Source organism: Candidatus Dormiibacterota bacterium, assembly GCA_035635555.1.
Taxonomy (GTDB): domain Bacteria; phylum Acidobacteriota; class Polarisedimenticolia; order Gp22-AA2; family Gp22-AA2; genus Gp22-AA3.
Window position 1 is genome coordinate 168,354 of record DASQAT010000026.1, and the last position, 17,051, is coordinate 185,404.

Genomic DNA, 17,051 nt, shown 5'->3' on the forward strand with positions numbered 1-17,051 from the left:
GCCTCAAAGAAGACCCCGCTGACGCCGGACGCGCGGCGGGCCTGCCCTGGTCGTTCTTGACCTCACCCTGACTGCGGTCGATAATCGTCGGTCATGAGCAAGGGCATTCGCGGTGTCCTCCTGGCGGCAGCGGCGGTCGCGATAGTGGCCGCGCTGCTGGGAGCGTATGCGTACAACCGCGCCCCGCGGGGGGAGGCGGACGTCTCGATCATCGCCCACGGGGAGAGGGTCGACCTCCAGGCGCACGCGGTCCCCGGCAAGTACACGGTGTTCGACTTCTACGCGGTCTGGTGCCCGCCGTGCCGCGTCCTGGGGCCGGCGCTCGAGAAGCTCGCGTCCCGCAACACCGCGAAGCTTGCGATCAGGAAGGTGGACATCGTGGACTGGACGATGCCGGTCGCGGAGCAGTACGGAGTCCAGGAGCTGCCGTACCTGGTCCTGTTCGACGCGAGCGGGAGGAAGGTGGCGGACGGCGAGAAGGTGTACGACTCGCTGAACGAGCTGTTCGGCCAGGACGCGCTCGACGTCGACCGGGCCACGGAGAAGCCGCCGACCAGCGCGATGTGAGGGGACCCGCTACCCGGCGGGGGGTGTCGGCGTCCCGCTTGCCGGAAGCCTCAGCGTCCCCGTGATCTCCCGCACCGCTCGAACCCCCTCTCTCACGCACCACGCCTCGATCTCCCGCACCAGGCGCACCGAGCCGGTCGGGTCGAAGAAGTTCAGGGTCCCCACCTGGACGGCGGAGCTCCCGGCCAGCATGAATTCAAGGGCGTCCTCCACGCGGCTGATCCCCCCCATGCCGAGGACCGGCAGCCCGACCTCCCTATGGACACGGTGCACCATGTACAGCGCCAGCGGCTTGATCGCGGGGCCGGAAAGACCCCCGACGACGTTGTCCAGCACCGGGCGTCGGGTCTTGAGGTCGATCGCCATGCCGAGGAACGTGTTCACGAGCGACAGGATGTCGGCCCCGCCTTCCTTCGCGGCGCGCCCGGCGGCGGCGACGTCCGTGATGTTGGGGGTCAGCTTCACGATGAGGGGCTGGTCGGGCGCGGCGCGCCGCACGGCCGCAACGACCTCGCGGACGACCGGTGGGGACACCCCGAAGGCGAGGCCCCCCTTCTCGGTGTTGGGACAGGACAGGTTGAGCTCGAGCGCCGCCAGACCCGGGGCGCCGTTGAGACGCCGCGACACCGCCACGTATTCCTCCTGCGTCTCGCCGAACACGTTGGCGATGACCGCGGTGCCGCAGTCACGCAGCGCCGGCAGCTTCTCGGCGAGGAACGCCTCGACACCGACGTTCGCCAGGCCGATGGCGTTGAGCATCCCGGAGGGTGTCTCGCACGTGCGCGGCGGAGCGTTGCCGCGGCGGGGGAGAAGCGACAGCCCCTTGGTGACGAAGCCGCCGAGATCCGCCAGCCTGAGGTAAGGCGCGAACTCGCAACCGTACCCGAAGGTGCCGCTGGCCGCGACGACCGGGTTCTTCAGGCGAAGCGGCCCGAGGCTCACCGAGAGGTCGACGTCGGCCGGCCGCGGGGAGGCGTCGCGCACGCGCGCGCCGCCGCGCCGCCGGCGAGGCGTCGCGCGTCTCACAGGACCACCTCGTCGGCGCGAAACACCGGCCCCTCGGTGCAGACACGCCGGAAGACCGGCCCGCGCTGGTCCGCAGGACAGCGCGTCACGCACCCCAGGCACACTCCGATTCCGCAGGGCATCTGGGACTCCAGCGCGAGCTGGCACGGGATCCCTGCCCCGAGCGCCAGAGCGCCGACCGCCTTCAGCATCGGCGTCGGTCCGCAGGCGAAGATCTCCAGGGGCGCGCCGCCGGCGTCGGCCAGAATCGGCTCGAGGACCCGGGTCACCAACCCTCTCGTCCCGGCGCTTCCATCCTCGGTCGCCAGGCGCACCGGCACGCGTTTCTTGCGGAAGAACTCCAGGGCCACGAGGTCGCCCCGCGAACGCGCCCCGTAGACCAGCAGGGGAGTCTCGCGGCGCGCGGCGCGCAGGCTTTCGACGAGGAACGGGAAGATGGCGATGCCGACGCCCCCCGAAACCAGGATCGGCCTTGTCCCGCCGTCCGGAAGGCGGAAGCCCTTCCCGAGCGGACCGAGTGTCGGCACGAGGGCTCCCACCGGCTGCTGCGACAGGTAACGCGTTCCCTCGCCGACGATCTTGTAGAGGATCTGGATCCGGCCGCGTCGCCCGGGCAGAACGCGGCAGATGCTCATGGGGCGTCGCAGGAGAGGATCGAATCCCGCGCGCGTCTGCAGCATGACGAACTGGCCGGCCCGGGCCTCGCGGGCGATAGAAGGACACTCGAGGGTGAGAAGGAAATGATCCCGGTTGAGTGCGTCGTGGCGGAGGACCGGGGCCGGTGCGTCGAACGGCATGCCGATAACGGACTCTATCACAAGGCCGGAGGCCGGACAACGCTGTGCTACCATCGAATGCCGTGACATTTCCGAAGCTCGTCGCGCACGCCGCCATGGCCGGGCTCTACGGCGGGCTCGTCGTGGCCCTCCTCCTCCGACTCGCAAACAGCCCGGGAGGATCGGAGCGGGGCTGGCCGGTGGTCGCCCCCCTCGTGGTGATCCTGGCGTACACGCTGGCCGCGGCCTTCGTCTGGCCCGTTCTGTACGCCGCCCTGAGATTCTTCGCCAGCCACCGGCTCCGTCTGGGCTGGATGAGTCTGCGCTACGCCAACGGCTTCTTGACGGTGAACATGGCCGCACTTCTCGGCTCCGGCTGGACGATGCTGTCGGAGTACCGATCGGGGCTGGCCCCGCCCGTCGCGGATCGCCTGACGCGGGTCTGTGTCTTTCTGACGATCGCCTGGCTCGTCGAGGTGACCGTCGCGACGGCCCCGTCCCTGCGCCGGCGGACCGCTCCCCAGGCCGCGGCCGCCGGGATCGCCCTCGTCGCTCTCCTGGTGTCGTTGCGCCTCGGTCCGGCGTCCGGCGCCGGGACACCGGCCGCGGGCACTCGGCCCGGTCGCGGAGAAACGGCGGACCCCGCCGCCTCGCTCTCGGGCGGCCCGGCCGCGGATCCATCCGTCCCAGGAACTGATGGAGGCCCCCCCGCGGTGGGCCGCCGCCTGCTGCTTCTGAATTTCGACGGAGCCGACCTCGACACGATCTTGACGATGCAGGCCCAGGGGAAGCTCCCGGGGTTCTCACGCCTGGTGCAGGAGGGGTCCTACGGTCGTCTCGCGTCCATCGCGCCATGCGTGGCCCCGGTGACCCGCGCCACCTTGATCACGGGCATGCTGCCTTACCGCCACGGCGTGCGCAGCGACCAGGTCAGGAGTGTCTTCGGCCGCCCTCCCCGGTTCGACATCGTGCCGCCCGGCATCGGATTCGATCTCCTGCTGGCGCCCGTTCTGGAGCGGCGGGCGTCGTCGGTCTCCGGGCGGCGGACACAGGCGTTCTGGGAGATCAGCGGGCGCCAGGGCGGTCGAGGCGAGGCGGCCGGCTGGGACATCGACCTGGACGACGCCCGCGCGGAGTGGCCGGAGGTCGCAACCGATGGGGCGCAGAAGGACTGGATCGGCAAGGTCCTGGACCCGGAGGTCATGCGCCAGAAGGATCCCAAGGCCCGCTCCCTGGTCCGCGAGATCAAGCGCGCGGTCGCGGCCGACACCAGTGTCCTGGATGCGCTGCGGCGCTTCGGGACCCGGAATGAGCGCGGCGTGGCGGCGCTGTCGTTCCCCGGTCTCGACCGCGTGGCGCACGTCTTCCTGCGTTACGCGCGTCCCGCCGACTTCGGCAATGTCGGCGCGCGTGACGTCGATCTCTACGGACCTGTCCTGGAGCGCTACTACAGGCGGATCGACGGCATCGTGGAGAGCGCCCTGCGGGCGGAGGCGGAGTCCACCCTCGTCCTCGTGACCGCGACCCACGGGATCGAGCCGGCGCCGCCCCTGCACAGGCTGCGGGACGAAATCCTGGGTGGTGAGCACCTCTCCGGTGTTCACGAGGACACCCCCGCCGGCTTCCTGTTCGCCCACGGGGTCGTGGTGTCGCGCGGGCGAGTGTTCGGCAAGGGTTCGATCGCGGACGTCACGCCCACGGTCCTGTACGCGCTCGGGCTGCCGGTAGCGCGCGACACACACGGCAGCATCCTGGCGGGTCTGTTCAGCGAGGCCTACACCGCCGCCCACCCGGTCACCGTCATCGGGAGCTACGACATGGATCAGTGACGTCCAGGGCTGAAAGACCTCCCCAGGCCGATGTAACGGCCCGGCGCCCGCAAGCGCCGCTCGTGCCCAGGGAGCGGGCACGGGCGGTGCCGGTTGCGGAGACTCGCGGTTGACACGACGGCCGGGGTCGGGTATTCTTCTTTGGCCTCGGCGATACGACGCGCTTTTAATCCGGTCCGGGAGGCCGGGAAGGTGGCGGCAGTGGTGGCCCTGGAAAACAGAACCCTGCAGCACGAAACCCGCGAGTTCGCGGGATTTTTTTTGCCCGGAGGAGCGTGAACGAGACGAAGAGCCTGAGCGTCCTGGACGCCGACAAGATCGACCGCACCCTGACCCGCATCGCGCACGAGATCGTCGAGCGCCACCGCGAAGTCGGGCGACTGGTGCTCGTCGGTATCCGCACGCGCGGCGTTCCCCTGGCCCGCAGGCTCCAGGGGAAGGTGCAGGGGATCGAAGGGAAGGAGCTCCCCCTCGGGATCCTGGACATCAATCTCTACCGCGACGACATCACCTCGGTGGGGCCTTCCGCGATCCTCAAGGAGACGATCATCCACTTCCCGATCGACGAGCGGCGGGTCATCCTGGTCGATGACGTGCTGTTCACCGGACGGACGGTGCGCGCGGCGCTCGACGGTCTGATGGACTTCGGCCGGCCGAAGAGCATCGAGCTGGCGGTCCTGGTCGACCGGGGACACCGCGAGCTGCCGATCCGGGCCGACTATGTCGGCAAGAACGTCCCGACGAGTCTCGACGAGATGGTGCAGGTCCTCCTGAAGGAGGAGGACGGCCGCGACGAGGTCCTGCTTGTGAAACGGCCGGAGAAGAAGGCGAGCCGCAAGGGCCCGGGCCGGGAGCCGGCGCGGGCGGCGAGGTGAAGGAGATGATTGAAGGCGGCCGGTTGCAGACGGCGGGACGCAAGGCCGCGGCCGGCGGCGCGCGCCGGCCGGCGCCGGCGCGGCGGCCCGCGGCGACGGCCGCCGTTCCCGCGCCGGATGAGACGGTCGCCCCCGCGAACGAGCCCGCCAGGCCTCTCGTAGCGCTGAAGCACAAGCACCTCCTCGGCATGGACGGATTGACCGCCGACGAGATCACTCTGATCCTCGACACGGCGCGCTCGTTCGTCGAGGTCTCGACCCGCTCGATCAAGAAGGTCCCGACGCTGCGCGGCAGGACCATCGTCAATTTCTTCATGGAGCCGTCGACGCGCACGCGCTCGTCGTTCGAGATCGCCGAGAAGCGGCTGTCGGCCGACACGCTCAACTTCTCGCCGTTCCAGTCGAGCGTGGTGAAGGGGGAGAGCCTCCTCGACACGGCGCGCAACCTGGAGGCGATGGCGCCGGACATGATCGTCATCCGTCACAAGGCCTCCGGCGCGCCGCACTTCCTGGCGCGCCACTGCCGCTCGAACATCGTCAACGCCGGGGACGGCTGGCACGAGCACCCGACCCAGGCCCTCCTCGACGCCTTCACGATCCGCGAGAGGAAGGGACGACTGAAGGGGTTGCGGGTCGCGATCATCGGCGACCTGATGCACAGCCGCGTCCTGCGCAGCAATATCTTCCTGCTGAAGACCGTGGGGGCGGATGTCGTGGTCTGCGGGCCGCCGACGCTCACGCCGGTGGAGCTGCCGAGGCTCGGTGTCGGCGTGACGTACCGGATCGACGAGGCCGTCGAGGGGGCCGACGTGATCATGATGCTGCGTATCCAGAGGGAGCGGCAGCAGGGCGGGGCGTTCCCCTCCACGCGCGAGTACTACAACCTGTTCGGCCTGACCGCCGAGCGCGCGCGGCGGGCCCGCCCCGACGTCATCATCATGCATCCCGGGCCGATGAACCGCGGCGTCGAGATCGACAGCGCCGTGGCCGACGGCCCGTATTCGGTGATCCTGGAGCAGGTCACCAACGGCGTCGCCGTGCGGATGGCCGTCCTGTACCTCCTGGCGGGAGGCACTCTTGGCGAGCTTGCTGATTAAGGGCGGCCGGGTGATCGACCCGGCCACGAAGACCGACGCCGTCATGGATCTCCTGATCGTCGACGGTCGCATCGCCGAGCGGCGCGTCCCCGAGAAAGGCCGGGGCGCGGCGCCGGACGGTCGCGTGATCGACGCGACCGGGCACTGGGTCTGTCCGGGGCTCGTCGACATGCACGTGCACCTGCGCGAGCCGGGGCAGGAGCACAAAGAGTCGATCGAGAGCGGCACGCGCGCCGCGGCCGCGGGCGGCTTCACGTCGGTTGCGTGCATGCCGAACACCGATCCCTGGAACGACGGCCTGTCGGTGACCGAGTACATCGTGGCCGAGGCGCGCCGCAAGGGGATGGTGAACGTCTTCCCGATCGGCTGCGTCAGCAAGGGCGGCCTGGGCGTGGAGCTGGCGGAGATCGGCGACATGGTGCGCTCGGGCGCCGTGGCGGTGTCGGACGACGGCCGGCCGGTCGGGAACAGCCACCTGCTGCGCATGGCGCTGGAGTACACGAAGATCTTCGGTATCCCTCTCATCGACCATTGCGAGGACGCGAACCTCAGCGCCTCCGGCGTGATGAACGAGGGATTCGTGTCGACCCTCCTCGGCCTCAAGGGGATCCCGGGTGCCTCGGAGGAAGTCGCCGTGGCGACCGACCTGGCGGTGGCCGCCATGACCGGCGGGCGGCTGCACGTGGCGCACATCAGCACGCGCGGCAGCCTCGAGAAGGTGCGGCGTGCCCGGCAGGAGGGCGTCGCCGTCACCTGCGAGGCGACGCCGCACCACCTGGTCCTCACCGATCAGTCGGTCGCCGACTCGCGCTACGATCCCAACACGAAGATGAACCCGCCGCTCAGGAGCGAGGAGGACCGGCAGGCCCTGCTGCAGGGGCTCCTGGACGGGACGATCGACGCCATCGCCTCGGACCATGCGCCGCACCACGCGGACGAGAAGCTCGTCGAGTACGACGAGGCGCCGTTCGGCATCATCGGCCTGGAAACCACGGTCCCCCTGATCGTCGACCGCTGCGTGCGGAAGGGGGGCCTGGCTCCGGCCCGCTTCGTCGAGCTCCTGTCGCGGAACCCGGCCCGCATCCTGGGGATCAAGAAGGGGACGCTCGCGGTCGGCGCGGACGCCGACGTCACGATCATCGATCCGGAGCTCGAGCGGATGGTGGACGTGTCGCAGTTCAAGTCGAAGTCGCGGAACAGCCCGTTCCACGGCTGGACCCTGCGCGGCTGGCCGGTCGCCACGGTCGTGGGGGGCCGCGTGGTCCACGAGCTTCAGCCCGTCGCCAGCCGCTGAGTCGATGCCCGTCCGTCCCGGACCGACCGTCCCGATCCTGCTGCTGACGCTCCTGGCCGCGCACCTCTTCACGTGCTCGTGCCGCGGCCGCTTCGATGCGGCGCACGAGGACGTCGTCCTGATCGTGGTGGACACGCTGCGCGCCGACCACCTGGGTGTCTACGGCTACGACCGCGGAACGTCCCCGCGCATCGACGCGCTGGCGCGGCATTCGACCGTGTTCGAGTCGGCCTGGTCGGCCGCGCCCTGGACGCTGCCGTCGGTGATGTCGATGATGACGTCCCGGCTTCCGTCGAGCCACCGGGTCGAGAACGACGGCCTGAAGCTCGGGGCGGACGTGCCGACACTGGCCGAGACGATGAAGCGGGCGGGCTACTCGACCGGCGCCTTCGTGTCGCACGTCTACGTCTCGTCGATCTTCGGCTTCGATCGCGGCTTCGAGACCTTCGAAGACTTCGGCGTGTCGCGGCCTTCCTACCGGCCGGAAGCCCGCATGGAGCCGGCCGCGGACCGCGTCACCGACGCCGCCCTCGCCTGGCTGTCGCGGCAGGGGCGCAGGCCCGTCTTCCTCTTCGTGCATTATTTCGACGCGCACTGGCCCTACGAGCCGCCCGAGCGGTTCCGGGCCCTCTACCCCGACGACTACCACGGCCCCCTGGACGCGACCTACGATTCGATCTCGAAGTTCCAGGACCCGCGTCTGCCCCTGCCGGACGACTACCGCCGGTTCCTGATCGACCGGTACGATGGCGAGATCCGCTTCGTGGACGAGCAGATCGGCCGCCTGCTGGACGGCCTGGCGGCGTCCGGACGCGGGACGCGCGCCTTCCTGGTCGTCACCGCGGACCACGGCGAGGAGTTCAAGGACCACGGCTCGATCGGTCACGGCCGCCGGCTCTACGAGGAGGTCGTGCGCGTGCCGCTCGTCATGGGGCGCCTGGCGCCGGCGGCCGGTCCGCCGCAGGCACGCGTCACGGTGCCGGTGAGCGCGATCGATCTGCTCCCCACGATTGCCGAGGTCGCCGGCACCGCGCCGCCTCCGGGCGTGCAGGGAGCGAGTCTCATGCCCCTCCTGCGGGTGCCGCCGTCCGGAGCCTCTGGCGGGGCTGCCTCGGGCCCGCCGGCGGAGCGGCCGCTGGTGAGCGAGACGATCAGGCTGAACGCGCATCTGAAGGCGATCCGGCGCGGATCGTTGAAGCTCATCCAGTCCATGGACGAGAACCGCGGCGAGCTCTATGACCTCGCCGCCGATCCGCGCGAGCGGGACGATCTGTCGGAGAAGCGGCCCGAGGACAGGCGGGCCCTGGTGCGGGGGCTGTTCGCGCAGGTGGACTTCCTTTCGGGGGGGTGGAACCTGCGCTGGAGCAGCGACGGCCGGAAGCACCGCTTCCAGGGGCAGGTTCGCACGCGGGGAATCTTCCGCTCGGTGGTCCCGCTGTTCCGGGAGCGCGGCAAGTACGTCCTCGGCGCGCCGGGGACGCTCACCTTCACCGACGACGGCCAGGACGGAGCGAGCGGCCTGTCCTTCACGATCGCTCCCGAGGAGTCGGAGGCCGAATTCTACCTTCTCGTCGACGGGCGGCCGGTCCTCGATCACATCTTCCTGGGGGGCGGCGAGAGCAATCCGCGCGTCATGCCCTTCGCCCTGGAAGGCCGTCCCACGCTCGACGCCGCCTACACGAGACCGCCGCACGCCGACGGCGGGCGGCTTGGCTTCTTCATCTGGCACCTGCGGCCGGCAGGACCGGAGCAGAGCGTCGTCCTGGACGACGAGATCCGGGAACGACTAAAATCCCTCGGCTATATCAACTGAAGCGCCGCCGCGCGGCGCGGGAGAATGCCGAAGATCATGCAGGCGGAGACCGGCCGGGTGGAGGGTTGGCGGTCCGGAGTCCTGCGGACCGCGGCGGTTCCGCTGGCCACGGCGCTGGCGCTCGCCGGTCAGATCATCCTGTCGTGGTCCGGAGGGTTCACCTGGAGACTCCTGACCGGGGCCGCGCTCCTGGTCCTGGCCGCAGCGCTCCTGGTCTTCGTCCTTCTGGTCCGTCGCTTCGACGACACCGAGGAGCCGAGAGGCTCCAAGCGGACGACCCTCGGCCTGCACTCACTCCCTCCCGGTCTCGAGTGGTCGCTCGTGGCGCTCCTCGTCTTCGGAGGTTTCTATCTCAGGGTCTATCGCATCGACCTCATTCCCTGGGGCCTGAACAACGATGAGGCGATCAACGCCCTCGAGACCCGGGAGATCCTGGACGACCCTCATCACTCGTTCGCCAGCCTCACCACGACCGGACTGAACCGCGAGACGATGTTCCATCACCTCGCCGCCTTCTCGTTCAGGAGCGCCGAGATCGAGCTGAACCTCCTGAAGGCGATGCCGGCCGTGTTCGGGCTGACGCCGAGGTTCCTGGACGACCCCGTGATGGGCCTGATCTTCCCCCTGCGCGCCGTGGCGATCGCCGCGGGTGTGCTGACGCTCCTGGTCCTCTACCTGTTCGCCCGCGATCGGTTCGGCTGGCCGGTGGCGCTCGTATCGACGGCCTTTCTCGCGGTCTCCCCGTGGCACATCCTGTACAGCCGCGTCGGCGAGCGCGCCGTGCTGGCGCCGATCTTCGCCCTCGCGACGATCGGCTTCTTCCTGAAGGCCCTGGAGACCGGCAGGATGCGCGACCACCTGGCCTGGGGCGTCTTCCTGGGGCTCGGCTTCTGGAGCTACACGTCGTTCCGGGCGGTCCCGATCGCCATCGTCGCATTCTGGCTCCTGCGCCGGCCGCTCGGCTGGGCGGAGGGAAGCCCCGCCGATCCCCGGGCCCGCCGCGCCCTCCTGGTCGCCCTCGGAGCGGCCGCCGCCCTGGTCGCGCTGCTGATGCTCCTGTCGGGGATCGGCCCCTGGGGGTTCGTGACGCGGGGAGCCTACGCGGCCCTGATCACGCCGAAGGCGAACTTCGGGCTGAATCTCCTCGCCTCGTGCGCCATGCCGCACTATTTCGCCTCGCGCTACGCCGTCATCCAGAGCGACGCATTCATCAGCGACGGCATAAGCACCGTCTACGGTCTCATCGGTCTCCCGCCCGAGACCACGGTCGTGGCGGCGCTGTCGGCCCTCGGTCTCATCTACGCGGCATGGCGCGCCCTGCGGGGGCAGGACGCCGCCTGCGGTCTCCTCGTCCTGTGCTACCTGTCGCTCTTATTGACGGTCGGCCTCGCGGGGCCCAGCCTGACGCGGATGCTCGTGAACGTGCCGTGGCTGTGTCTGTTCGCAGCGCTTCTCGCGAGGCGCCTGTTCGAGGACGTGGCGTCGCTGCGCCCGCCGCTGACCGTCTGGCTCGGGGCGCTTCTCGTGGCGCCTCTCATCGCCTGGAGTGCTATGCAGGGATTCAGCGATTACTTCCTGCGCGCCGGCCGGTCGGAGCAGGCGATGCAGCACTTCGGCGCCCCGCAGACGATCATGGGGATATTCGTGCGCACCCTGCCGCCCGATCGGATGATCTACGTCCTGCACACCCTGCGCGTGGACACACTGCGTTACCTGATCGGTGATCGCCCCAACATCCACCTGGTCAACGACCCCTCGACACTCGATCTCGACGGCATCATCAAGATGCCGAAGAGCGCCACGCTCATCATCGAGTTCGCCCGGCCGTTCGCGGAGGTGATGCGGTACCTGATCATGCGCTATCCGCTCGGCGACGCCACCCAGGTGGCGGACGCGCGCCTCGACCCCGACAAGATTATCTTCTACACCTACACGCTCTGGAAGGATGAGACCGGGCAGCCGATGGCCCCGCCCGACGCTTCTTCGCAGGGCGCGCCGCCGGGGGCGCAACCGCCCGGCGCCCCGATCCCGGGTGATGTTCCGCCGCTGGGACAGTCGGTGGAGAGACCGCCCGGGCGACAGCCGTAGCGGGCGGGCGGGTCAGCGACGACGAGCTCAGGGGTCATGATCGGACCGGCGTGAATGGGGGGCTGGAGAAGTGACGTCGCCGTCCCGGAAGATACCGCGAGCGGGACGACAGGATGCTGGAGCAGGTGTTCCCGGGCCGTCGCTCTGGACAGGAACGTCGGCATCCTGTAAAAGATGAGCCAGGATCACCCTCGATTTGGCGATTCCATCTTCGTTGGCAGCCACGCCGTCATCGAGCCCGGCGTGGAAAGGAGGCCCTGTGAGGTACGTTACGCTCTTCTCCAGCGCTCTCCTTCTATCCCTCTTGGGTCTGGGCCCGTCGCCACGAGCGGGCGACATCTCAGCGGAGGGCCCCTCGCTCGATGCCGAGCTTGCCGCCAAGTATCCGCGCTCACCGAAGACGCTCGAAGGCGATCCGATGCAGTCGTCCTTACTGCTCCTTGAGTTTGAATTCAAGGGCATTATTCGCCTGAACGGGCTCGATGGGGCGGCTCTCGTCATGTCGGGAGACGGCGGTGGCGTGATCCGTGCCTCCACTATGAAGGGCCGCCTGGTGATGTTCAACCTCGGTGAACCGGGCACCTACTCGCTGCGGTTCATCAGGCTGTCGAACTACAACGCGACGATCATCCTGGAGAAGCCGCCGGCCCTCGAGATGAATGTCGCCGTGGCCAGAGGCAAAGTCACCTACCTCGGCACGATCGTCGTGACGAAGAAGTTCGGCCCCAAGCTCCCGGAGATGGATCTGATCTACGACGCGGAGAAAGAGATGGCGGCCTGGTCGACTTTGCGGGAGAAGTACAAGGCGAGCCCGTGGAGCGCGCTGGCCGAGAAGCGAATCGCATCGCTCAAGTCCGGAGAGGCCTCGCTGGCCGAACAGCCGGCCTCGAGCGCGTCGGCGACGGCTGGCATCCGGCACTCTCCCGACACCGGCGAAGGCCACGCGCATCTTTCTCTCGTTGACTACCCTCCCGCGATACTTTCAGCCGCCGATGCACAGAAAATGGCGAGCGAGGCGAGGCAGCCGACCTTCCTGGCTTCCTCGGCGAAGGCGACGGAAAACCCCCTCGCCCCATGCTCGCTGCTGGCGGCGGCCCTGATCGCACTCGACTCGAACCTATTCTGGTGGGACATCGAGAAGTCAGGCTCGGTCTCCACGCCGCCTCCCAACACAAACATCCTGGGGATGTTCGATAGGGACCTCGAGAATGGGAAAGTCCCGCGAAAGGAGCCCCGTGCGACGGCGGAAATCCTGGCGCGGCTGACGATTTGGCGCTCGTGGGGCATCAATGCCGAGGTCAACACCTTTCTTTCCGACATGACCCAGCGTGCGTGCCTCGACACTCTTCTCGCGATGGACCCCAACGCCGTGTTCGGGACCTTGAACGGCTATGGAGCAAGGACAACCGCCTCTCACCTGGCCGCGATATCGCGTTACAGCGTGACCCTCTCCCGGGAGCAGACGGAAAAAGACCTGGCCGAAATGCGGGACGACCGTTTTCTGACCCGGTCTTCTCGCTCCACGGAAAACCCGCTGCTCCCCTGTGCTCTCTTGAAGGCCAAGAGGCTCGGGAGTCGCTTGAACGACCTGGTCGGGGAGATTCTCTCGCGAAAAGTCGAACGACCCATGCAGGAGGACGGCATGCTGGGCAGGTTCTCGGAGGATCTCCGTGACGGCTCCGTACACATGGACGATCCCGCCAAAGCCGCGGAGATCGCGGCCCTTCTCTTTGCCGCGAGGATCGGGCCTGCGAACGCCGCAACAGACATTCTGATCTCGGAATCGACACAGAGGGAATGCCTGGACGAGATCTTCAGCCCCGGCCTGATCAGGCAGAGGTTGGAGAAGGAAGGGAAACTCCCGTCACGAGCGGAGCTGCTGAAGAAGGCATTCGTGAGAGTCTATGACGAAGCAGCGGATGCGCAACAACAGATCGCGGCCGCCCTGGTCAAGGCCAAACAAGACAACCGGCGTGTCCTGATTCAGTGGGGCGGGAACTGGTGCCCTTGGTGCATCAAGTTGCACGATCTGTACGAGAAGGATTCGAAGATCTCTTTGAAGCTCCAGGATGAGTACGAGGTCGTCTACGTTGACGCCGGGGGGAAGACCAAGAAGAACATGGACCTGGCCAAGTCCTATGGTGCCGATCTGGCTGTCTACGGGGTACCGTTCCTGACGATCCTGGCCTCCGACGGCAAGGCTGTTGCCAATCAGGAAACCGGCGCGCTGGAGAACAAGGACCAAGAAGGCAGCCCCGGGCATGATCCGAGTGCAGTGCTTGATTTCCTGGCCAAGTACCAAGCGACGCACTAGTTGAGTTTCAGTGGGCTGAAGGCGTCCACCGACCCACGTCGTATCACCCCGCACGAAAGCGGCCACCTACAAAACCTTATCTTCCCCTTGACATTCACCTGATTTACACCTAACCTGATCGCGGGCCGGGGGACCGGCCGTCCGGGAGCGTCTCCGGGGGGAGCGCGCCCAGGCGGGGACCCCGGCCACGGCTATCATCTTTATTGCGGGCGTTCCCCGCCCGGCGGGAGCACGAGGATGACGCGCGCGCAGGCAGGGCAGCCCGGCAACCTGACCAAGAGACAAAAGGTCGTGTTTGAGTTCATCAAGGGGTACATCCAGACGCACGGCGTCTCCCCGTCCTACGAGGAGATCCGCCGGAACTTCGGCTTCGGCTCCTACAACTCCGTCCAGAAGCATCTCAAGAGCCTGGTCGCGAAGGGATTTCTCAAAACCCCCTGGGACAACCAGAAGCGCGCCCTGACTCTGGTCGAGCCCGGCCCGGCCACCGCCATCCTGCCGCTCCTCGGCCGGGTGGCCGCCGGCCGCCCGATCGAGGCGATCGCCTACCCCGAGACCGTCGAGGTCCCCGAGATGCTCCTGCGCGGCGAGGACAACTTCGCCCTGCGCGTCGTCGGCGACAGCATGGTGGACGAGGGGATCCGCGACGGCGACATCGTCATCGTCAAGCGCCAGCGCGACGCCGAGAACGGTCAGACCGTGGTCGCCCTGATCGGCGACGACGCGACCATCAAGCAGTACTACCGCCGCGGTACGCGCGTCGAGCTGCGCCCGGCCAACGCGCGCGTGTCCTCGATCATCGTGGACGAGGGGGACCTGCAGGTGCAGGGGATCGTGGTCGGGCTGATCCGGAAGTTTCATCGCTGAGGGATGAGGATGCGCACCTTCAATGCCGTGATTGAACGGGATCCCGACTCCGGTCTGTACGTCGGGCGCGTGCCCGGCTGGCCGGGAGCCCACAGTCTGGGGGCCAGCCTCGACGAGCTGGAGAGAAACCTGCGCGACGTCGTCGAGATGCTTCTCGAGGAGGGGGACCCGAAGTTCGAGTCGGAGTTCGTCGGAGTGCAGGCGATCCGGGTGGCGTAGAGGCGGGCCCTGGATGCCATTTACTTCATGTCCCGGAGCGTTCTCAACGTCGACATCGCCGCTTTCCCGATCGCCGTCGAGCGGGTGATCGATCGCGGCCTGCGCGGGCGGCCGGTGCTGCTGGCGCCTCCCGGGTCGGCGCGCGCGCCGGTGCTCGTGGTCTCGCAGGAGGCGGCCCGGGAAGGGGTGCGGGCCGGGATGCCGCTCCCCGTGGCGCTGCGACGCTGCCCGGGGGCGGCGGTCCTGCATCCGAACGAGGCGCTCTACAAGCGCGCCACGGGTGCGGTCCTCGCGCTCCTGGGCGGCTACTCGCCTCTGGTCGAGCCGGCCGCCCTGGGGCAGACCTTTCTCGATCTCACCGGTACGGTGCGGCTGTTCGGCGCGGCGCAGGACGCGGCGGCGCGCATCCGCAGGGAGATCGAAGAGCGGCTGCGCCTGCGGCCGACGGTGGGCCTGGCCACCAGCAAGCTGGTGAGCCGCGTTGCGGCGCGGGTGATCCGGCCGGACGGTCTGTGCGACGTCTTCCCGGGCTCGGAGGCGCCGTTCCTGGCGCCGCTGCCGGTCGGGCTCCTGCCGGCGGCGCGCGGCGAGACGGGCGGGCGTCTGTCGGATCTCAACATCGCCCGCGTGGCGGATCTGCTGCGCTTCTCGCAGACGCAGCTCGTGGTCGCCTTCGGCGCGCAGGGCGGAAGGCTGCGCAGCCAGGCGCTCGGGATCGACGCCTCGCCGGTCCGCCCGCCGGAGACGGCGCCGGCGATCGTCGAGGACGAGACGCTCGCCGAGGACTCGAACGAGGAGAGAGCACTGCTGCGGACTCTCTTCGGACTGTGCGAGCGGGCGGGGAGGCGGCTGCGGCGGCTCGAGGCGCGGGCCGGCCGGGTGCGGGTGACGCTGCGCCACAGCGACGACGTCCTGGCGCGCCGCGAGGAGCGGCTGGCTCCGCCGCTCTCCGCCGATCTTCTGCTGTTCGCGCAGGCGCGGGGGATCTGCGAGCGGGCGCGGGCGCGGCGGGTGCGGGTGCGCTGGATCGAGCTGCGCTGCCTGGAGGTCGCGCGCGGGCCGCGGCAGCTGGCGCTGTTCGGTCCGCAGGCGTTCGACGACAGAGCCTCCGACGGCGGGGCGGCCGAGTCGCTGGCGGACGCGGTCGATCGGATCCGCGGGCGCTTCGGCGACCGGGCGATCCTCTCCGGGCGGATGTTCGCGGAGCGGGCGGGGGTGGCGTCATGAACGAGGGGCCGCGGCAAGGGATCGATCTGCGCACTCCGCTGCGGCTGCGGTCGGCCTTCGCCTTCCCGCTGCAGACGCGGGAATCGCGGAGAGAAGTGCTCGTCGGCGCGGTCCTTCTCCTTCTTCCGGGCGTGGGCTGGCTCTTCAACATGGGTCACCGGATCCAGATGGTCCATAACATGCAGGCCGGGGTCGCGCCGTGGCCGTCGTGGCGCGGGTACGGGCGTCTCCTCAAGTACGGGACGATCACCTTCCTCGGGATGCTCGAGTACTACCTTCCGGCGCTCGCCGTCGGGTTCCTGGCCAGGTGGAAAGACTCGACCGCGCTCCTTGCCGCGGCGGTGCTCCTGGGGGCGGGGGCCACGGCGGCGATCCCGGGATACATGTCGCACTACTGCCGGCGATTCGACGCGCGGGAGGTGTTCGATCCGGCCAGGGCTCTGCGCCGGGTCCGGCAGGGAGGCCGGGCCTACTGGCGCGCCTGGGGGATCACGCTCGCCGCCCTCGCGGTCTCCTTTGTCGGACTCCTCGGCCTGGGTGTGGGGTTCCTGGTGACGAGCGTCTGGTTCTGGCAGGTCGCCGGCTACAGCTTCGCCACGGTGTTCTCGCAGCGCTTCGACCTGTTCGACACGGCACCCGACATCCGGCGATGAGCGGGCCCGGCGGCTTCGTCCATCTTCAAGTCCGTTCGAGCTACAGCCTGATGCGGGGTGCTTCGAGCCTCGAGGCGCTGTGCACCGCTGCGGCCGGGCGCGGCATGCGGGCGATCGCCTGCACCGACGTCGACGGTCTTTACGGTGTGGTCCGCTTCCGGGAGATCGCGCTCTCCTGCGGGCTGCGGCCGATCCTCGGGGCGGAGGTGACGGCACCCGGCGCGCGGTGCCTGCAGGCGGGGGAGAGGGCAACGCTCCTGGTGAAAACGCCGGATGGGTACGCCAATCTCTGCCGCATCCTGACGCGGCGGCATCTCGATCCCGGCTTCTCGGTCCTCGACGCCTTGCGGGCCGGCTCGGCAGGGCTCGTCGTCCTGTCGTCCTCGCTCGCCGTCCTGCGGGCGGC

At 69.0% G+C, this 17,051-nt stretch carries 15 protein-coding genes; 13 read left to right on the forward strand and 2 right to left on the reverse strand.

Features of this window, described 5'->3' with window-relative positions:
• Nucleotides 1–93: 93 nt before the first annotated feature.
• Nucleotides 94–567, forward strand: coding sequence for a thioredoxin family protein (locus VEW47_06800; GenBank protein HYS04886.1), 474 nt, complete (start codon nucleotides 94–96; stop codon nucleotides 565–567).
• Between the two features lie 9 nt (nucleotides 568–576).
• Here VEW47_06800 and VEW47_06805 read toward each other — a convergent pair whose 3' ends face one another.
• Nucleotides 577–1,551 carry a dihydroorotate dehydrogenase gene (locus VEW47_06805; protein HYS04887.1) on the reverse strand — a complete coding sequence of 325 codons (975 nt, stop codon included), beginning with the start codon at nucleotides 1,549–1,551 and terminating at the stop codon, nucleotides 577–579.
• A gap of 38 nt (nucleotides 1,552–1,589) precedes the next feature.
• Nucleotides 1,590–2,390, reverse strand: a complete 801-nt coding sequence (locus VEW47_06810; GenBank protein ID HYS04888.1) for a dihydroorotate dehydrogenase electron transfer subunit — start codon at nucleotides 2,388–2,390, stop codon at nucleotides 1,590–1,592.
• A gap of 62 nt (nucleotides 2,391–2,452) precedes the next feature.
• Here VEW47_06810 and VEW47_06815 point away from each other — a divergent pair, with 62 nt between their 5' ends.
• From VEW47_06815 to VEW47_06870, 12 genes are all read left to right on the forward strand, one after another.
• Nucleotides 2,453–4,198: an alkaline phosphatase family protein gene (locus VEW47_06815; protein HYS04889.1), complete on the forward strand. Its 1,746-nt coding sequence runs from the start codon at nucleotides 2,453–2,455 to the stop codon at nucleotides 4,196–4,198.
• A gap of 275 nt (nucleotides 4,199–4,473) precedes the next feature.
• Nucleotides 4,474–5,073 (forward strand): bifunctional pyr operon transcriptional regulator/uracil phosphoribosyltransferase PyrR, encoded by a 600-nt coding sequence (gene pyrR / locus VEW47_06820; protein HYS04890.1) that lies wholly within the window; start codon nucleotides 4,474–4,476, stop codon nucleotides 5,071–5,073.
• A 5-nt stretch (nucleotides 5,074–5,078) separates the two neighbouring features.
• Nucleotides 5,079–6,170, forward strand: coding sequence for an aspartate carbamoyltransferase catalytic subunit (locus VEW47_06825; GenBank protein HYS04891.1), 1,092 nt, complete (start codon nucleotides 5,079–5,081; stop codon nucleotides 6,168–6,170).
• A 43-nt stretch (nucleotides 6,171–6,213) separates the two neighbouring features.
• Nucleotides 6,214–7,464 (forward strand): dihydroorotase, encoded by a 1,251-nt coding sequence (locus VEW47_06830; GenBank protein ID HYS04892.1) that lies wholly within the window; start codon nucleotides 6,214–6,216, stop codon nucleotides 7,462–7,464.
• A 4-nt stretch (nucleotides 7,465–7,468) separates the two neighbouring features.
• The gene (locus VEW47_06835; protein ID HYS04893.1) at nucleotides 7,469–9,277 is read left to right on the forward strand and encodes a sulfatase; all 1,809 of its coding nucleotides are present in this window, start codon (nucleotides 7,469–7,471) and stop codon (nucleotides 9,275–9,277) included.
• A 24-nt stretch (nucleotides 9,278–9,301) separates the two neighbouring features.
• Entirely contained in the window at nucleotides 9,302–11,365 is a 2,064-nt protein-coding gene (locus VEW47_06840) for a glycosyltransferase family 39 protein (GenBank protein HYS04894.1), read from the forward strand.
• Between the two features lie 259 nt (nucleotides 11,366–11,624).
• Complete coding sequence (locus VEW47_06845; protein HYS04895.1) at nucleotides 11,625–13,679, forward strand: thioredoxin family protein; 2,055 nt, start codon at nucleotides 11,625–11,627, stop codon at nucleotides 13,677–13,679.
• A gap of 237 nt (nucleotides 13,680–13,916) precedes the next feature.
• Nucleotides 13,917–14,546, forward strand: coding sequence for a transcriptional repressor LexA (lexA, locus tag VEW47_06850; protein ID HYS04896.1), 630 nt, complete (start codon nucleotides 13,917–13,919; stop codon nucleotides 14,544–14,546).
• Nucleotides 14,547–14,555: 9 nt separating this feature from the next.
• Nucleotides 14,556–14,765, forward strand: coding sequence for a type II toxin-antitoxin system HicB family antitoxin (locus VEW47_06855; GenBank protein HYS04897.1), 210 nt, complete (start codon nucleotides 14,556–14,558; stop codon nucleotides 14,763–14,765).
• Between the two features lie 27 nt (nucleotides 14,766–14,792).
• On the forward strand, nucleotides 14,793–15,992 hold the full coding sequence (locus VEW47_06860; GenBank protein ID HYS04898.1) for a hypothetical protein: 1,200 nt from the start codon (nucleotides 14,793–14,795) through the stop codon (nucleotides 15,990–15,992).
• Nucleotides 15,989–16,645 carry a DUF4013 domain-containing protein gene (locus VEW47_06865; protein ID HYS04899.1) on the forward strand — a complete coding sequence of 219 codons (657 nt, stop codon included), beginning with the start codon at nucleotides 15,989–15,991 and terminating at the stop codon, nucleotides 16,643–16,645. The genes VEW47_06860 and VEW47_06865 overlap by 4 nt, the downstream gene beginning before the upstream one ends.
• Nucleotides 16,642–17,051: PHP domain-containing protein (locus tag VEW47_06870; protein HYS04900.1), on the forward strand; the 410-nt coding region annotated here is incomplete at its 3' end. The genes VEW47_06865 and VEW47_06870, both read left to right, overlap by 4 nt.

Bases quoted from the DNA above. Each gene is read 5' to 3' on its own strand.
- VEW47_06800 (HYS04886.1), top strand. From the start codon at position 94: ATGAGCAAGGGCATTCGCGGTGTCCTCCTGGCGGCAGCGGCGGTCGCG.
- VEW47_06810 (HYS04888.1), bottom strand. From the start codon at position 2,390: ATGCCGTTCGACGCACCGGCCCCGGTCCTCCGCCACGACGCACTCAAC.
- VEW47_06825 (HYS04891.1), top strand. From the start codon at position 5,079: ATGATTGAAGGCGGCCGGTTGCAGACGGCGGGACGCAAGGCCGCGGCC.
- VEW47_06830 (HYS04892.1), top strand. From the start codon at position 6,214: ATGGATCTCCTGATCGTCGACGGTCGCATCGCCGAGCGGCGCGTCCCC.
- VEW47_06835 (HYS04893.1), top strand. From the start codon at position 7,469: ATGCCCGTCCGTCCCGGACCGACCGTCCCGATCCTGCTGCTGACGCTC.
- VEW47_06840 (HYS04894.1), top strand. From the start codon at position 9,302: ATGCCGAAGATCATGCAGGCGGAGACCGGCCGGGTGGAGGGTTGGCGG.
- lexA (HYS04896.1), top strand. From the start codon at position 13,917: ATGACGCGCGCGCAGGCAGGGCAGCCCGGCAACCTGACCAAGAGACAA.
- VEW47_06855 (HYS04897.1), top strand. From the start codon at position 14,556: ATGCGCACCTTCAATGCCGTGATTGAACGGGATCCCGACTCCGGTCTG.
- VEW47_06860 (HYS04898.1), top strand. From the start codon at position 14,793: ATGTCCCGGAGCGTTCTCAACGTCGACATCGCCGCTTTCCCGATCGCC.
- VEW47_06865 (HYS04899.1), top strand. From the start codon at position 15,989: ATGAACGAGGGGCCGCGGCAAGGGATCGATCTGCGCACTCCGCTGCGG.